The organism is Paraburkholderia dinghuensis (genome assembly GCF_003837865.1).
Lineage (GTDB): Bacteria > Pseudomonadota > Gammaproteobacteria > Burkholderiales > Burkholderiaceae > Paraburkholderia > Paraburkholderia dinghuensis.
Genome location: NZ_RQIS01000004.1, coordinates 254349 through 271541 on the forward strand (window position 1 = coordinate 254349; position 17193 = coordinate 271541).

Consider the following 17193-nt stretch of genomic DNA (forward strand, 5'->3'; position numbering starts at 1 on the left):
CCTATTTCGCAAACACCATGTTCGAACACATCGACGCCTATCCCGGCGACCCGATTCTCACGCTCAACGAGAACTTCCAGAAGGACCCGCGACAGAACAAGGTCAATCTGAGCATCGGCATCTACTTCGACGACGACGGCCGACTGCCCGTCATGCAAGCCGTCCGTACCGCCGAAGCGGTGATTCTCGGAGACCCGGGTCCGAAACCCTATCTGCCGATGGCGGGCTTCGCCCAGTATCGCGATGCCGTACAAGCGCTCGTGTTCGGCGAATCGTGTCCGTCGCGCGCGGCAGGGCGTATCGCGACGGTGCAGACGCTCGGTGGCTCGGGTGCGTTGCGGGTCGGGGCGGACTTCATCAAGCGCTATTTCCCGGCGAGCCAGGTCTGGGTGAGCGACCCGACGTGGGAAAACCACCGCTTCATCTTCGAGCGCGCGGGCTTCACGGTGAACACCTACCCGTACTACGACGAGGCAACTGGCGGCCTGAAGTTCGAGGCGATGCTCGCCGCCATCGCCGCGCTGCCACCGAAAAGCATCGTGTTGCTGCACGCGTGCTGCCATAACCCGACGGGCGTCGATCTCGAGCGCGCGCAGTGGGAGCAGGTGATCGACGTGATGCAGCAGCGCGACCTGCTGCCGTTCGTCGACATGGCGTACCAGGGCTTCGGAGCGGGCCTCGACGATGACGCGTTCGCCGTGCGCGAGATTGCGCGTCGCGGGCTCCCGGCGTTGATCGCGAATTCGTTCTCGAAGAATTTCTCGCTCTACGGCGAGCGTTGCGGCGGCCTGCACGTAGTCTGCGAAGACGCGGCGAGTGCCGATCGCGTGCTGGGGCAACTGACCGCCTCGGTGCGTTCCAACTACAGCAATCCGCCTACGCATGGTGCAAAGATCGTTGCGCGCGTGCTGACCACGCCGGATCTGAAGCAGTCGTGGGAGAGCGAACTGGCGGCAATGTGCCAGCGTATTGCGCGTATGCGCGTGGCGATTCACGATGGCCTGCGCCAGCACGTGAGCGGCGAGGCGCTGTCGCGCTATATCCGCCAGCGGGGCATGTTCACATACACCGGGTTGTCGGCGGATCAGGTCGAGCGGCTGCGCGAGGAGCACGGTGTCTATATCCTGCGTTCGGGCCGGATGTGCGTCGCTGGACTCAACGAGCAGAACGTCGGGATCGTAGTCGACGCGATTGCCAAGGTACTCGCACACTAAGCCAACCTGTGCTTTGCGCGCCGCGCCGACCCATGTGCACGGGCGCGGCGTGCCGAGACCGCTTCGGACGGCGTGCGCCGGCACGCGGCTCACATGGCGGGCGACATGCCGGTGTCGCCCGTTTCAATCTATCTCTTCGGCCTGCCGGTCGGCGCTAACGCGCATTCGCGACATATCGTGGATCGACCACGCAACTCATACGCTGTAGCCGGTCGCTCCTGGTTACGCCAACGCGGCTACGTGGTCCAGTGCACTCAGAACCGCACGCCAGTTCCGCATACGCCGGCAACCCCGCCGCCGCTTCCGCCCGCAGCGCTGCAGAACACTCCGCAGCCCGATAGCGCCGCAGCAAGGAGAGCACATGCGCCAAGCCGGCTAGCACGCGCCAGGAGCATGGCTGCGCGGCTATGTAATGCGGCGTTGCCGGAGTGGAGTTGGAACTTCATGGTCGAGCGAACGGGGATTCAGGCGGGAGCACGGGACGTCGTGGAGACACGATAGGCGCACCTTACTCCAAACGCGCGATGTCTCTAATCAGACGAATCTGGATTTGCAGAACTCACGCAGATTCGATTGCTTGCCTGTCGAGTCGACGGAATTCGACGACAGCGGGGAAGGAGGCGCGCGGTCGTCAAGGTCATGCCCTGATAGAATGCGTGTGCCGCAACGTAATGAATTTCCGATGAAATTGCTTGATGCCCTCGTCGAACAACGGATCGCCGCCGCAGCCGCGCGCGGGGATTTCGACGATCTGCCGGGTGCCGGATCACCCCAGCAACTCGACGACGACCTGCTCGTACCCGAAGAGGTCCGCGTGGCGAACCGCATCCTCAAAAATGCCGGCTTCGTACCCCCGGCGGTTGAGCAGTTGCGCGCGTTGCGCGATCTTGAGGCGGAAATCGCCAGAGCGGGCGACAAGACGGCGCAATGCCGTCTGCGTGCTCGCGTGCTCGCGCTCGACATGGCACTCGAATCGCTTCGTGGCGGCCCGATGGTGGTGCCGCACGAGTACCGCCAGCGGATTTCCGAGCGGATTTCCGAACGCGTAGACGACCAGCGCGTCCGCCCGGCGGGGGCGCAGTGAACGCGCCGGCCAACACACCGGTCGAGCCTTCCGGTGCCGCCGATTGCCTGCCGGATGCCGTCGTCAAGAACGCTGGCGGTGCGCAGTCGGATGCTCAAACCATCGCGCCGCAGGCTGAACCCAATCCCATGAGCGAGCGCGACCAGCGTTTCATGCGGCTCGCCCTCGCCGCCGCTGAACAAGCGCGTGCGGTGGGCGAGGTGCCGGTCGGGGCGGTACTGGTGCGCGGCGACGAGGTCATCGCGACGGGTTTCAATCATCCGATCGGTGCGCACGATCCTTCCGCGCATGCCGAAATGGCGGCGCTGCGAGCGGCGGCGAGAACGGTGGGAAACTACCGCTTGCCCGGCTGCGAACTCTATGTGACCCTCGAACCGTGCCTGATGTGCTCCGGAGCCATCATGCACGCGCGGATTGCGCGTGTCGTGTACGGCGCCCATGACCCGAAAACGGGGGCGTGCGGTAGCGTCGTCGATGCGTTCGCCAACACGCAGTTGAACCATCACACGAGCGTGGTGGGCGGTGTGCTCGATACCGAATGCGGCGACGCGCTGCGCTCGTTCTTCGCGGAGCGCCGACGTGCCAGCCGCGAGGCGCGCCGGGCGGCGGCGGGCGAAATACTGTCGACGTCGTCCGGCGGCGAGAGTGAGACCGATACCCCATCCCGAACAACATGACCACCAAGCACCGCACCTTCGAACTGATTGCGCCGTCGGGCTATCCGCAGGATCTTGAGGCGGTGCATCGTGGCATCGCGCGCCTGCACGCTGAAGGCCATCGCGTCGACGGCATCCAGGCGACCGAGCGGCGCTACCAGCGCTTTGCCGGCACCGACGGCCAGCGCGCCGCCGACATCAACCGTCTCGCCGACTCGTCGCGCGCCTTGCCCGATATCGTGCTGGCGGTGCGCGGCGGTTACGGCGCTGTGCGCATCCTGCACGGACTCGACTACGAGGGCCTGCAGCGGCGGCTCGCCGGGCGGCCGATCGCGTTCTGCGGGCATAGCGACTTCACGGCGATCCAGCTCGCGCTGTTCGCGCGCGCGGGGCTCACGACCTTCGGCGGTCCGATGCTCGCGAGCGACTTCGGTGCCGAGGACTTGAGCGGCTTCACGATGCATCACTTCTGGAACGCGCTCTCGAAGCCAGGTTTCAAGCTCAAGGTGGACGCACCGCAGACCCAGACCACGGATGTATCGGGCACGCTCTGGGGCGGCAATCTCGCTGTACTGACGTCGCTGATCGGCACGCCGTTTCTGCCGCCGGTGGAGGGGGGCATCCTCTTCGTCGAAGACATTAACGAGCAGCCGTTTCGCATCGAGCGGATGCTCTACCAATTGCACCTCTCAGGCATCCTTGCACGTCAGCAGGCGCTCGTGCTGGGCGACTTCTCCGGCGGCAAGCAGTTCGACTACGACAACGGTTACGACCTGACGGAGACGATCGAGCAAGTGCGCTCGGTGGTGGGCATCCCGGTTATTACGGGCCTGCCGTTCGGGCATATTCCGGACATGGTGACGCTGCCGGTCGGGGCGTTGGCACGTTTGCAGGCTACGGCGAAGGGGTTCGAGCTGGCGGTGGAGGGATATCCGCATCTGGTGTGAAGTAAAACCGGAGGAAGCGCCTTAGGGCGCTTTTTTTTCGGGGTGGCTTCGCCGATTTCCCTGCGATGGATGACGCTCGCCGACACGTACGACGGCATTTGGCAACTCCGGAAACGGACATTGAAAAGCTTCGCATTTGCCCTCGGACTGTCAGCCGGCGTAGGCTGGGAGGATATGCAACTAACGGTCAATTCCATCGACAACCTTCATTTCACGCTCTCGGCGTGGCCAGCTTTGATCGACTGATCATTGACTGGCATCCCAACAAGCCGGCCGTCGTGTAGTTGATGATCCTCTTACCGTTGCGCCAGTTGCCCGAGCCGGGCGTCACAGCGGCGAGAACCGCTCGCGTTGGGCCGCTGCAGGAGCGCTGGAGAGAAATGTTCCTCTGTTTGCGGGGTCGTCGCGCCATCGTAGAAACATGCACCGCAGGCCCGCAATGCGGGGCGACCCTCATACACGCTGCCTGACCCGTACTATCTGAGTGCATGTATGGGCGCGCCGGGGCTAATTCGCTAAACTGGTCCGGTCCTGAAAGCAGTCGCCCAGCCGTCCCGCCGCATGGGTGTTTCGCGCAGACAGCACGTTCGATGCATCCGATCGCCGGGTTTTTCTTCTACGCACCGCCCGATGGAATCGTCCAGCATGGCACTCGACCCGCAATACCCTCGCGATCTGGTCGGTTATGGCCGGCATCCGGTGCAGGCCAACTGGCCGGGCCAGGCCCGCGTCGCGGTGCAGTTCGTGCTCAACTACGAAGAGGGCGGCGAGAACTGCGTGCTGCACGGCGATCGCGCGTCCGAGCAGTTTCTGTCCGAGATCATCGGCGCCACCGCGTATCCGGCACGCCACATGAGCATGGAGTCCATCTACGAATACGGCTCGCGCGTCGGCGTCTGGCGCATCCTGCGCGAGTTCGAGAAGCGCGGTCTGCCGCTTACGGTGTTCGGCGTCGGCATGGCGATCGAACGCAATCCGGAGATCGCGCGTGCATTCGTCGAACTCGGCCATGAAATCGCGTGCCACGGCTATCGCTGGATTCACTACCAGGACGCGACGCCCGAAATGGAGGCCGAGCACATGTCGCTCGGAATGGAGGCGATCGAGCGCGTGACGGGTGTGCGGCCTCTCGGCTGGTACACGGGCCGCGACAGTCCGAACACGCACCGTCTCGTAGCCGAATACGGCGGCTTTCTCTACGACTCCGACTACTACGGCGACGACCTGCCGTTCTGGATGGACGTGGAAGTGACGGGCGGCAAGAGGACACCGCAGTTGATCGTGCCGTACACGCTGGACACGAACGACATGCGCTTCGCGACGCAGCAGGGTTTCAACACAGCGGATCACTTTTTCACGTATCTGCGTGACGCGTTCGACGTACTGTACGAAGAGGGTGACGAAGCGCCGAAGATGCTGTCGGTTGGCATGCATTGCCGGCTGCTCGGCCGCCCGGGGCGATTCCGGGCGCTACAGCGCTTTCTCGATTACATCGAAAAACGCGATCGCGTCTGGGTGACTCGCCGCGTCGACATTGCACGCCACTGGAGCGAGCATCATCCGTGGCAATCGAAGCAGAACGATCACCGCGGGGCCGCCGCATGACGGGCTTGCACTGTACGCTCGAGCGGTTGAACTGTGCCTCTCGTGAGGACTTCGTAGCGGCGCTTGCGGGCGTCTTCGAGCACTCGCCCTGGGTAGCCGAGGCGGCCGCGGACCAGCGCCCGTTCGCGAGCATCGAGGCGCTGCACCGGGCGATGTCGCTCGCCGTTCAGACCGCTGGCGAGACGAAGCAACTCGCGCTCATCAACGCCCACCCGGAACTTGCGGGCAAGGCGGCGGTGCGCGGAGAACTGACCGTCGAATCGACCCGCGAGCAGAGCGGCGCCGGTCTGAACCATTGCACGCAGGAACAGTTCGACAGGCTGCAGGCCCTCAACCGCGCGTATCGCGAGAAGTTCGGTTTTCCGTTCATCCTGGCGGTGCGCGGCTACGACCGTGAAGGCATCATCGAAAACTTCGAATCGCGTGTGAACAACAGTCGTGCCGATGAGATACGCACTAGCCTCAACGAGATCTATCGCATTGTGCGATTCAGGCTCGTCGAACTGATCGACGCGTAAGACGGTGCGCGTTGACCGTCGTCGCGGTGGACGCGATGTTTCCGGATCGCTGAACAGACACGAACGAAGGAAGGAAGACTGAGATGGCACTCCCGACACTCGACCCAAACGCTCCTGATTTCACGCGTCGCTACGTGAACCTGGCCGATCCGCGTCTGGGCGCACAGGCACTCGCTGCCAGCGACGACTTCTTCGCGCCGAAAGAGCGCATGCTCAATCCGGAGCCGGCAGTCTTCATCCCGGGCAAGTACGACGACAACGGCAAGTGGATGGACGGCTGGGAAACGCGGCGCAAGCGCACGACGGGCTACGACTGGTGCGTCGTCAAGCTTGCGCGCGCGGGCGTGATCAGAGGACTCGACATCGATACGAGCTACTTCACGGGCAACTATCCGCCGGCGGCGTCGGTGGAGGGCGCATGCGTGCCGGAGGGCGATCCGTCGGCAGCGACGCAGTGGGTCGAGATCGTGCCGTCCACTTCGCTCAACGGCAATAGCCACCACTATGTCGATGTCGCGAACGAGACGGCATACACGCACCTGCGCGTGAACATTTATCCGGATGGCGGCATCGCACGTCTGCGTGTCTATGGCCAACCGCACGTGGACTGGAGCGGCGCGAGCCGCACGGAGCTATTCAACCTCGCGGCGACGGAGAACGGTGCATATGTCGTCGCGGCGAACAACCAGCACTACGGTGTCGCGTCGAACATCCTGATGCCGGGCCGCGGAGAGAACATGGGCGACGGATGGGAAACGCGCCGCCGTCGCGAGCCGGGCAACGACTGGGCGATCATCGCGCTCGCGCAGCCGGGTGTCATCAGGAAGATCGAGGTCGATACGGCGCACTTCAAGGGAAACTATCCGGACCGCTGTTCGATCCAGGCCGCGCGGGTGACCGGCGGCACGGACAGCTCGCTTGTCACCCAGGCGATGTTCTGGCCGATGCTGCTCGGCGAGCAGAAGCTTCAGATGGACAAGCAACATGTGTTCGAAAGCGAGCTGGCCGCGCCCGGCCCGGTCACGCATGTACGACTGAACATCATTCCGGACGGCGGCGTGTCGCGTCTGCGTTTGTGGGGCACGCTCGCATAGGCGGGCCGCGAGCGAGATCATGAGTGATCCGAAGCAATCCACCAGCGCGACGCTCGCCATCGAACGGCTGACGAGCGAAGCGTTCGCGTCATTCGGCGACGTGATCGAGCTCGAAGGCGCGACGCAGTTCCCCATCAACCTCGCAACGACGATCCGCTTTCACGATCTCGCGAATGTGGATGTGGCGGACGAAGGCGGTCGTCCGCTGGTCAATCTCTTTCGGGGCCAGCCACGCGTGCTGCCGTTCGAGGTGAAAATGCTGGAGCGTCATCCGCTCGGCAGCCAGGCGTTCGTGCCGCTCAGCGATCGACCTTATCTGATCGTCGTCGCGCCGGCGGGCGACCTCGACGTCACGAAGATTCGAGCGTTCGTCACGCGGGGCTGGCAGGGTGTGAACTATGCGAAGGGCGTGTGGCACCATCCGCTGATTGCGCTCGACGAGGTCAGCGATTTCGTCGTCGTCGATCGTGGCGGGGCAGGACTCAACCTCAACGAGCAGGATTTGCCCCAGCCGCTATGGCTGACCGAGGAGGCGATGCGCGTCGCGCAGCGTTGACGTTTAGCGCGCCGCACGGGTAACAAAAAAGCCACGGCACGAGCCGTGGCTTCTGCTTTCTGCGCGCCCAAGTTGAAGACACTGCGCACGCCGTTCGCGAACGAGGGGCGCCGTTGGCCAGCGCCCCGCAACGAGCGGGTTAGAACTCGTAGCCGATCTGTGCGCGCACGCCGGCGTCGCCATTGTTCGTGACGGCGACTGCACCGTTCATGAGCCAATGCGCGTTCGCCGAGCGATACGTCACACCCACCGCGCCGGCGCTGCCGCCCTTGTAGTAGCCGCCACCCGCTGCGACGACCGTCCGGCCCGGCGCCGAAGGCGTGAGGTTCGGCATCGCCATCGCCGCTGCGACGCCCGCATACGCGTTCTTCTCGACGGTGTTGATCGAGTTGCGCAGCCCCGAGATCTGCTGGTTGACCGCAGTGTTCTGCTGCGCAAGCGCGCTGTTCATCTGGTCCACGTTCACGGCGTCGGTGCCCGACGTACCGGCCTTCACGTTGACGATCTGGCGCTCCGCACCTTCCTGGCCGACCGAGACCGCATCTTCGCGATTCGCGATCGAGTTCGCGCCGATGGCCACCGAGTTCTTCGCAGAGGCGTTTGCCTTGTCGCCGATCGCGGTCGAGTTGTCGCCGGTCGCCGCCGCGCCGCCGCCAATCGCGATCGACTGCGCACCGGCTGCGGTCGCCGCACCGCTCGTGGTGCTGGTCGAGAGCGCCGTCGATCCGTTGTTGCTGACGTTCTGGATCGCCTGATCGAGGTTCGCGACTTGCTGATTCGTCGCAAAGAGCTGCTGGCCGGTCACGGCATCGGTGCTGCCGACGGCGAGCGTGGCGTCCTGCAGGCCCGTGATCTTGACGTTGCCGCCGCTCGTGCTGCTGAGCGTGATCGTATCGTGTGCCGACGAGTCGTACTGCACCGCATCCGCGCCGGTCGAGGCGGCGAGTTGTGACGCCCCTGAACTGGTGTCCGCCGCCGCGAGAATGCGCGCTGAATTTGCCGTCGCGCCGCCGCCCTGAAAGTAACTGTTGATCATGTCTTGCACCTGACCGACATTGGCCGCATCGGTGTCCTGAATGCCGTTCGCCACATTGCTGATAATCGTGCCTGCGGGCAGGAAATCAGCGTTACGGTCTCCATTACGGTGATACTGGCTAAAGCCGTCGCCGGTGGCGAGCGTGATCGAGGGGCTGCCCGCGGCGATCGAGCCCGCATCGTAGGTAACGGCCTTGTTCAGTACGCCGCCCACGTTGTCGAACTGGAAGCCCGCCGACTGCATCTGCGCGACGTTCACCGCGTCGCCCGCACCCGTGCCGGCCGCGAGGCCGGTGAGCTGGCGCACACCGGCCGTGCCGGTCAGGTCGACGATCGTCCCGTCGGTGTCCTTGCCGACCGTGATGTCGCGGGTCGCCTGATTTTGCTGGACGATGCCGATCTTGCCGTTCACGATGTTTTCGGTGAGGTTGTTGATGTACGTCGTGTTGTCGGCGACACCCTGACTGACCTCGTAGAGCTGGGAACCGTTGACCGCGTCGGTGCTCGAAGACGAGAGATCGCCAGCGGCGACGTTGCGAAGCGCGACCGGAACCTTTGCGTTCGTGCCGCCGAGCGTGAGCGTGTCGTGCGCGGGGGTGTCGTACATGACGGCGTCGGCGACCTGACCTTGCAAGGACGCAACGTTGACGTTGGTCGCATAAAGCTGCGAGCCGTTGACCGCGTCGGTGCTGGCAGGCGAGAGATCGCCAGCGGCGACGTTGCGAAGCGCGACCGGCACCTTCGCGTTCGTGCCGCCGAGCGTGAGCGTGTCGTGCGCGGGGGTGTCGTACATCACGGCGTCGGCGACCTGATCTTGCAGGTTCGCAACGTTGACGTTGGTCGCATAGAGCTGCGAACCGTTGACGGCGTCAGTGCTCGCAGGCGCGAGATCGCCGGCGGCGACGTTGCGAAGCGCGACCGGCACCTTCGCGTTCGTGCCGCCGAGCGTGAGCGTGTCGTGCGCGGGCGTGTCGTACATGACGGCGTCAGCGACGTAGTCCTGCAGGTTCGTGATGTTCTGGTTCGTCGCGTAGAGCTGCGAGCCATTGACCGCTTCGGTGCTGTTAGCCGCCACGAGGCCCGGTGCCATCTGGACGATCTTCTGGTTGCTCATCGTGACGATGCTGTCGAAGGTCGTCGGGCCGTAGACCATGATGCTCGCGCCCTTGATGTTGAGCGTGCCGTTCTGATAGCCCGCGACCTGGACCGTCGACGCGCCGAAGCCGTAGCCGCCCTTCGTATCGGCTGCATTGTTCAGCGTGAAGGCGAGGCCGTCGGTCGTGCCTTTTCCGTCCGTCGAGCAGTCGATCGACTGGCTGCCGCCCGACGAGCCCCACGAGTAGCCTTTGGCGCCCGAGCACAGTTCGAGGCCACCCTGGCCCACGGTGCCCGGTGTGGGCGCGGTGGTGGTCGTGGTGGCAAAGGCCGACGTGCCGCTCGCGGCGAGCCCAACCGCGCTCGTGACGAGGACGGCGAGCCGGCGCATGGACTTGCCGCGCGCCGCGGCGGTTTCGGGTGCGGCGACCCAGGTTTGGTCTGCTTCGTTCCAGATCGAGCGATACGTTTTGTTCATTGAGAAACACCCCATAGATGGCGAATGACGGTCGTTGTGCGTGCGCTTCAGCGCGGGATCCGGTGCTCCGTCATTACGTGCAGCCGGGCCGGAGCCGAAGGAGCGCAGCGTGACTGTATGGGGGGGTGTTTCCTGGTGAAATACGAATAGTCCTAAATATCCAGAATCGATACAGGATTTAATGTATTTCAAAGGATTCTGTTGTTTGCCTTTTACGAGCGGGTAGGGAGATCGTTGCTTCGCTTGTGAAGCCAGCGATCGCTGCACGTCCACTATGATCGTGAGGATCCTGAAATTCGAAAGTTCGTGGATTTTTGTGAATACTCGTTGAAAAATGTTAAGTCGCATTGAGTCATGCTGTTTAGCTAATTAACATGCACACGCCGTCACTGAGTGAAACGTGATGGCTAACTCAATCCGATAATTTTAAGGATCTCGAAATGCAGAAGATCGAACGCAACCAACTCGCTAATCTCAAAGTCGCCGGTGGCTGCTGCGGTACCGACAAGGCCTCTACCGATCAAACTCCGGTTCCGCGTTAATCACTCAGCCAGGTTGGCCTCTGGGTGAGAGAGTGGGGGCGTTATCGCCCCCTTTTTTTGCTTCTGGTTTCAGTGCTTGCCGACCGGCATCAAGTTCTTCACATGTCGCTTTCGCTTACGGCTGTCCTGCAGTCGCTTCACCGCCTCGTCCACCGTTTTGCCACCGCACGTTCGGCCTTGTGGCGCGCGGTGCTCTCGCGTTTGTCGTTCAGGGCCGTGGAGCGCGGCGCGCTGGTGAGCTGGCTCGTTCGTGGGGCTTACAGCGGGCGGGTCCGCGCGGTGGGTGTCGCGCGGTACGAAGCGGGACGTGCGGACGTGGCCCTGACGCGTCGCGACGCATTGCGTACGATGAGCGCCAACATACGCGAGGCCTGGATTGATCAGCGGTTCTACGCAGCGCACGAGCGCGGGCGTGACCCTTGCCCCGAACTGCGCGTGTTCGCCGCGCAGATTGTGGCGCGCATCCGCGAGATGCGGGCCCGCGAGCCGAAACGGCCCATCATCCTTTCGCCGTTTCACTATCTTTCGCAGTACGCGAACGTCTGTATCGTCGAGCATGTGCGCAGGGGGCTCGGGATCGATTCGATCTCGCTCGTATCCGGCGTGCCGCGCGATGTGTACGGCGACGACGCGGCCATGATCCCGTCCATACGCGTGCTCCACACCTACGCCGAAAGTCCCGAAGAGCGCAACTCGCTGGGTTTGCGTGTCGTGCGTGCATTGAGGCGGGAGGGGGTGGCCGTGCTGTTCGCGGACGTGCCGCCATTTACGCTCGCGAAATTTCCGATGGAGACCGTGGACGTACTGCTGCAGGGACGTCACGCGCGCGTGCATGCGGGCGTCTTCCGGCTTGGAGCGCCGCTTGATGCGTACTTGTTGTCGTTCTATCTGCGTTTCGAACGCGGACGTTTCGGCATGCGAATTTTTGAGCCGATCGCGCTAGCCGAAGTCGACGCGCCGCAGCGTCTAGCCGACGACATCGACATCGCCTGCAAAGAAAATTATCCGCACTGGCTGTACGCCGGCCATCCGTGCGTCTATCACTTTGCGCCGACCCGCTGATTTCAGGGCAGGGCGAGCGCACCACACACGTTATGTCGGCACGACCGGCAACGGGGACCGCATCACACCATGGAGCCGCAATATCTTCCCGAGTTCCGGGATTTCCGAGGGCGCTGGATTGCCTACGGTGCTTCGGCATTCGTGCTGGCAGGCATCGTTTTCGCATTCTTTCATCAGGTCGAGCTGAAGCAGGACGTGCGCTGCGAGATCGTCTCGCCTTCTGAAATCAAGGTTCAGGGCGAGAGTGGGTTGATCTCCGCAATCTACGTGCAGCCACCCGCGCACGTCGAAGCCGGTCAGCCGCTCTTCAGACTCGAGCGCGACATGACGCTTGCGAGCGATGGCGTTCGGCGCGGTGCCTTTAACGCACAAGTGCGCGACGAACAGCGCCGTGCCGTCGATGCGCTTTATACGCAGCGGCGCGTCGATCTCGAATCGCAGGTTGCCACCGCGCGCGCGGATGAAGCGAGCCGCCGCGCCGAACTCGCCGGAATCGACGAGCAGGGCGAGCAGAATCGACAGCTCGCCGACGAGACGCAGAAAAAACTCAATCGCCTCGAATCGGTGTCGGACTTCGTCGTCGCCGACCGCGTCGAGCAGGCGCGCGCGGAACTGCACCAGAGCCGCATCGCGCTCGCGCAGTCCGCAGGGCGGCGGCAGCAGACGCTGGCCGCAATCACCAATCTTCAGAACACGCAAACCGCGCTTGCCGCGCAGTTGAAGGAACTCGACGCAAGCCGCGCGCGCGATCTGCAGGACGCCGATGCGCGTTTCGAGCAGACCCGGCGTGACGCCACGGTATCGGCGCCGAAGGCGGGCACCGTGACGTTCTCGCGGCTCGTGCAGGGCAGCAAGCTGCAACCGGACGACATTGCGATGGTGCTGGTGACCGATACGTCGCTGCCATTGCGTGCCGAGTTGCGCATTTCATCGCGGCGGCGCGGTTTCGTGCACGAAGGGCAGACGGTGCGGCTCAAATTCGACGCTTTTCCTTACGCGAAATTCGGCACTTACGAGGCGCGCATCGATTCAATTTCGCGCACCACCGTTAGCGCCGCGCAGCCCACGGCAGTCGACATTGGCGAGGACGGTATGCCGCAAGCGCCCGGTGACGACTACATCGCGTGGGTCACTTTACGCGGGCATACGTTCAATTACGGCAAGCAACGTTTCGACATCCTGCCGGGTATGCAGGCGAGCGCGAGCATCGTGATCGAGCGGCGCACCATCGCCGAGTGGGTGCTCGAACCGTTGTTCAAGATCGTGCGAGGCTGACATGCGGGTGATCTATCAAAACGAAGTGGCCGAGTGCGGCTACGCGTGCCTCGCGATGGTGCTCACGCATCTGGGCCGAGCGACCGAGGTGCGGGAATTGTCGACGTACCGGCCGATATCGGCGAACGGCCTCTCGCTGATGGACCTGTACGACGTTGCAGCCGATTTCGGCCTCGACGTGCAGGCGTTCCGCTTCGATGCTTCGCACCTTCGGGAGATCAAGCGCGGATCGATCATTCATTTCGGCGGCGCGCATTTCGTCGTGTTCGAGCGCTGCACGCGCAACTACGTGTGGCTGATCGATCCGGCCATGGGCCGGCGCCGCATCGCGACGGCAACGTTTCTTGCCGGTGTGTCAGGCTATCTGCTCGAATGCGCACCCACGCCTTCGCTGCCTCGCATCGTCAAGCAAAAGCGCGTGCCGGCGGCGTTCGAACGCCTGCGCGCGCTCAATCCACAGATGAGCCGCCAGATCGCGAAGATCCTCTTCGTCGCGCTCGGCAGCCAGTTCGCGATCCTCGCGCTGCCGTATCTCGGCACTTTCGTGCTCGACAATGTCGTCGCGCAGGACAACTTCAATCTCCTGAATGTGCTTGTCATCACGTTCGCGGGCATCTTCGCCATCGGTGCGATCAGTCAGTACGTGCAGGGCACGCTCGTGGAACTGCTGTATGCGCGCGTGAGCGTACATTCGACTGAAGGCCTGATGGCCCATCTGCTGCGGGTGCCGATTGCGTACTTCGAAAAGCGCAACGTCGGCGACGTGTTCGCGCGCGTGAAGGCCCAGGACGAGATCACGGGCTTCGCCTCGCGTTCGGTCGTCACGTTTTACGTCGATGTGGCCGTCGGACTGCTGGCGACGCTGCTCATGTTCATCCAGAGCGCCATGCTTTCAACCGTTGCGCTGGCGATTTTTGCCCTGTACGTGCTGATTTCCGGGCTTATGTTCGCGGCGATGCTGGAGTCGCAGGGTCGCGTATTCCAGGAGGGTGCGCGCTGCGACGACGCGCTCATCGAAACCGTGCGCGCCGCGTCGCTGATCAAGCTCTCGCAAGGTGAAACACGCCGCGTCTCGAAGTTCATGGGACTGTTCCGGGTCTACACCGCCGCGAAATTGCGCAGCGGCCGGCTTGGCAAGACACGCGACTCGGTGCTGGGTCTCCTGAAGAACACGGAGACGCTTCTCATCACCTGGCTCGCAGCGCGGTACATGCTCGCCGGGCAGCTATCGGTCGGCGTGTTCTATTCGTTCATGATCTATAAGACGTTGTTGTCGGACCGCTTCGCCAGTGCGATCAACACGACCTTTTCGTATTTCATGCTGAGCGTGCCGGTCTCGCGCGTCGACGACATCACCGAGTGCGAGACCGAGCGCTACACGCCGATGGAAGACCTGCACAAGACCGTCGAGGCGCGGCGCTTCGAACGCATCAGTGTGCGTGACGTGACATTCGCGTATGGCGTTTCCGATCAGCCGGTGCTCAAAGGCGCAACACTCGAAATCGCGCGCGGCGACAAGATCGTGATTACGGGGCCTTCCGGTGCGGGCAAATCGACGCTATTCAAGCTGCTCGCCGCCTCCGAGCTTGCGCAGTCGGGCGAGATTCTGCTTAACGGCATCGCGTGGCCGAATCTCACGGTCGACGAAATCCGCCGGCACGCAGCGCACATGCGCCAGGGCGACATCATCCTCCACGGCACGATTGCCGATAACGTCTCGCTGTTCGAAGCGAATCCCGACGAAGCGCGCATCCATGCGATCCTCGGCGACGTGGGGTTGCTCGACGACGTGATGGGGCTGCCGATGCGCACGCGCACCGTCATCAGCGATTCGGCGGCGAACATCTCGGCAGGGCAGCGTCAGCGGCTGTTGCTTGCGCGCGCGCTTTACCAGCGGCGCGAAGTGCTGCTGCTCGACGAGCCTACCTCGAACCTCGACCCGGCCGCCGTGCAGCGCATCGCGGATCTGCTGCAGCGGCTCGACTGCACGGTGGTGGTCATCACGCACGACGCGTCGATGTCGAGCGGATTCGACCGGCACTATCACCTGGTCGATGGCGCGCTCGTGCGCGTCGACGCGAACGCAGAGACGAGCGCATGAAGGGGCGCTTCGCATTGACGGCGCTAGCGTGCGCGTTCGCGTGTGCCATGCAGGCGGGCGGCGCGCGGGCGGCCGATCTGCTGGACGTGGTCGAGGATACGCTCGATCACGATGCGACGCTCGCCGCGGCGCGCGACGCGTATCGCGCAGCGGCGCAGGCCAAGCCGAAGGCGCGGGCGGGGCTGCTTCCGCGCGTCGATGGCGGCTGGGGGCGGCAGTACAACCGCATCGCGATGGACGGGTTTCCGAACGTCGACTATTGGCAGAACGGCTGGACCGTCGTGCTCACGCAGCCAATTTTCGACTGGGCCCGGTGGAGTACCTGGCGGCAAGCCGACTACGTGGTCGCGCGCGGCGAACTGGAGAGTGCGAGTGCGGGCCAGGATGCGATCCTGCGTGCGGCTCAGGCCTATTTCGATGCGCTCGCCGCCACGGACGAGGTAGCGCGCGCGGACGACTATCTGCACGCGCTCGACGCGCACCTCGCGCTGCTCGCGCGAGCGAAAGCGGCCGGCGAGGCGACGCTCGTCGATTTGCGTGAGGCCGAGGCGAGCCGTGCGCAGGCGCAACTGCAACTGCTCGACGCCAGGGATCGCACGCTGCTCGCCCGCGCCGCGCTCGAACGCCTGACGGGCAAGCCTGCCGAAACGCTCGCGACGCTCCCCGATCATGCCGTGATGCCCGCACTCGAGCCAGCGGACGCAGACTCCTGGATCACGCAGGCGCAGGCACACGGCTATCCGGTGCAGATTCGCGAGCTTGCGCTGCAGATCGCGAAGCTCGACACGGAAAAGGCGCGCGCGAGCCACTATCCGCGCGTCGATCTGCAAATCACACACACGCCCGCGGGGGCCGGCGGCGGTTATTCACGGCCAACGACGACGACGACAGGGCTGCTCGCGCTGCAGATTCCGCTGTTCTCCGGCGGCGAGGCGACGGCTCAGGTCGATGAGGCGAAGGCGCTTGAGGACAAGGCGCGCAACGAACTGGAAGCGGCGACGCGCGGCGCGGCCGGGGCGGCGCGCGATGGCTGGCTGCGCACGACGTCAGGCAGGGCGCGGATCGTCGCGATGGAGACGCTCGTGCAGCGCGCGCAGGCGTCGCTCGATGCGACGATGATTGGTTTTCGCACGGGCAGTCGCGCGAGCACGGACGTGCTGCGTGCGACCGACAGCTTGTACGGTAGCCGGCGCGACCTGATTCGTGCGCGCTACGACACCGTGCTTGCGTTGCTGAGGCTGCTCGCCGATACGGCGAGCCTGAATCTCGACGAGGTCGGGCGCATCAACACGCAGCTGTACGCACAACGCGTGAGTGACCGGCGTACCGTGGACCCGGGTGTGGCGGTCGCGGTGCGGCAGGTGGCCGAGTCGAGCCCACCTGACGCCGCGTCCAGTGTGGTCGCGGATAAAAACATGGCGGTGCAGATCGCTTCACCTGTGGCGCTCCTGTCCGGTAGCGGTTCGCAAACCGCGGCTTCGTTTCCTGCGATGGCGCGTGGCACGGTCTCCATCGATAGCGTGCGTGGGAAACCGTCGGAGGGATTGGCGCGCCTCGTGGCTGTGCATGCGGGTCCGGCTGCCGTGCCGGTGTCCGATTCGACGCCGTTACCGGCGCCCATGGCGACGACTGTGCTCACGCCTGTACCTGAATCCGAAAACCCGTTAGCGCCAGCGCCGGATGTTGAGCGCATGCGCGAAAGCACGCCTCAGCCTCAATTTGTAGCCGCAAACCCGTCAGTGTCGGCGCCCGTCGTGACGCGCATGCCCGAGCGTGCGCTCCAGCCTGTGCTGTCATCGACGGCTCGCCGCCCCATCAATGCCGCCGAAATGGCGCCAGCGATCCCGGCGGTGTTCCCCACGATGGGGACGCCGTTGCGCTGATTTCCCGAGCGCGGGGCGGATCGCTCACGCAACGAAAAAGCGCTTTGC

13 protein-coding genes are annotated in these 17193 nt (G+C 64.1%); 12 read left to right on the top strand and 1 reads right to left on the bottom strand.

What is annotated here, in order from left to right:
- The first annotated feature begins 17 nt into the window (after positions 1-17).
- The 8 genes from D1Y85_RS07525 (at position 18) to D1Y85_RS07560 (ending at position 7674) form a co-directional block, all read left to right on the top strand.
- The gene (locus D1Y85_RS07525) at positions 18-1214 is read left to right on the top strand and encodes an amino acid aminotransferase (RefSeq protein WP_124150424.1); all 1197 of its coding nucleotides are present in this window, start codon (positions 18-20) and stop codon (positions 1212-1214) included.
- A gap of 682 nt (positions 1215-1896) precedes the next feature.
- Entirely contained in the window at positions 1897-2298 is a 402-nt protein-coding gene (locus tag D1Y85_RS07530; protein ID WP_124150425.1) for a DnaJ family domain-containing protein, read from the top strand.
- A complete protein-coding gene (tadA, locus tag D1Y85_RS07535; protein ID WP_425466889.1) occupies positions 2295-2975 on the top strand; it encodes a tRNA adenosine(34) deaminase TadA in 681 nt (226 codons plus the stop codon). The genes D1Y85_RS07530 and tadA overlap by 4 nt, the downstream gene beginning before the upstream one ends.
- Positions 2972-3901: a muramoyltetrapeptide carboxypeptidase gene (gene ldcA / locus D1Y85_RS07540; RefSeq protein ID WP_124150426.1), complete on the top strand. Its 930-nt coding sequence runs from the start codon at positions 2972-2974 to the stop codon at positions 3899-3901. The genes tadA and ldcA overlap by 4 nt, the downstream gene beginning before the upstream one ends.
- A 645-nt stretch (positions 3902-4546) precedes the next feature.
- Positions 4547-5506, top strand: a complete 960-nt coding sequence (gene puuE / locus D1Y85_RS07545) for an allantoinase PuuE (RefSeq protein WP_124150427.1) — start codon at positions 4547-4549, stop codon at positions 5504-5506.
- A complete protein-coding gene (uraD, locus tag D1Y85_RS07550) occupies positions 5503-6024 on the top strand; it encodes a 2-oxo-4-hydroxy-4-carboxy-5-ureidoimidazoline decarboxylase (protein ID WP_124150428.1) in 522 nt (173 codons plus the stop codon). The genes puuE and uraD overlap by 4 nt, the downstream gene beginning before the upstream one ends.
- Positions 6025-6107: 83 nt before the next feature.
- Positions 6108-7118: an allantoicase gene (gene alc, locus D1Y85_RS07555; protein WP_124150429.1), complete on the top strand. Its 1011-nt coding sequence runs from the start codon at positions 6108-6110 to the stop codon at positions 7116-7118.
- 19 nt (positions 7119-7137) lie between these two features.
- The gene (locus D1Y85_RS07560; RefSeq protein WP_124150430.1) at positions 7138-7674 is read left to right on the top strand and encodes an ureidoglycolate lyase; all 537 of its coding nucleotides are present in this window, start codon (positions 7138-7140) and stop codon (positions 7672-7674) included.
- Between the two features lie 139 nt (positions 7675-7813).
- On the opposite strand, the gene D1Y85_RS07565 is transcribed toward D1Y85_RS07560, so the two are convergent.
- The gene (locus tag D1Y85_RS07565; RefSeq protein WP_185218922.1) at positions 7814-10282 is read right to left on the bottom strand and encodes an ESPR-type extended signal peptide-containing protein; all 2469 of its coding nucleotides are present in this window, start codon (positions 10280-10282) and stop codon (positions 7814-7816) included.
- 644 nt (positions 10283-10926) lie between these two features.
- Between D1Y85_RS07565 and D1Y85_RS07570 the strand changes: the two genes are divergently transcribed.
- The 4 genes from D1Y85_RS07570 (at position 10927) to D1Y85_RS07585 (ending at position 17145) form a co-directional block, all read left to right on the top strand.
- Positions 10927-11886, top strand: coding sequence for a hypothetical protein (locus D1Y85_RS07570; protein ID WP_246024816.1), 960 nt, complete (start codon positions 10927-10929; stop codon positions 11884-11886).
- A 69-nt stretch (positions 11887-11955) separates the two neighbouring features.
- Positions 11956-13161: a beta-barrel domain-containing protein gene (locus D1Y85_RS07575; RefSeq protein ID WP_124150432.1), complete on the top strand. Its 1206-nt coding sequence runs from the start codon at positions 11956-11958 to the stop codon at positions 13159-13161.
- A 1-nt stretch (position 13162) separates the two neighbouring features.
- Positions 13163-15262, top strand: coding sequence for a peptidase domain-containing ABC transporter (locus D1Y85_RS07580; protein WP_124150433.1), 2100 nt, complete (start codon positions 13163-13165; stop codon positions 15260-15262).
- Positions 15259-17145, top strand: coding sequence for a TolC family outer membrane protein (locus D1Y85_RS07585; RefSeq protein ID WP_124150434.1), 1887 nt, complete (start codon positions 15259-15261; stop codon positions 17143-17145). The genes D1Y85_RS07580 and D1Y85_RS07585 overlap by 4 nt, the downstream gene beginning before the upstream one ends.
- Positions 17146-17193 lie beyond the last annotated feature (48 nt).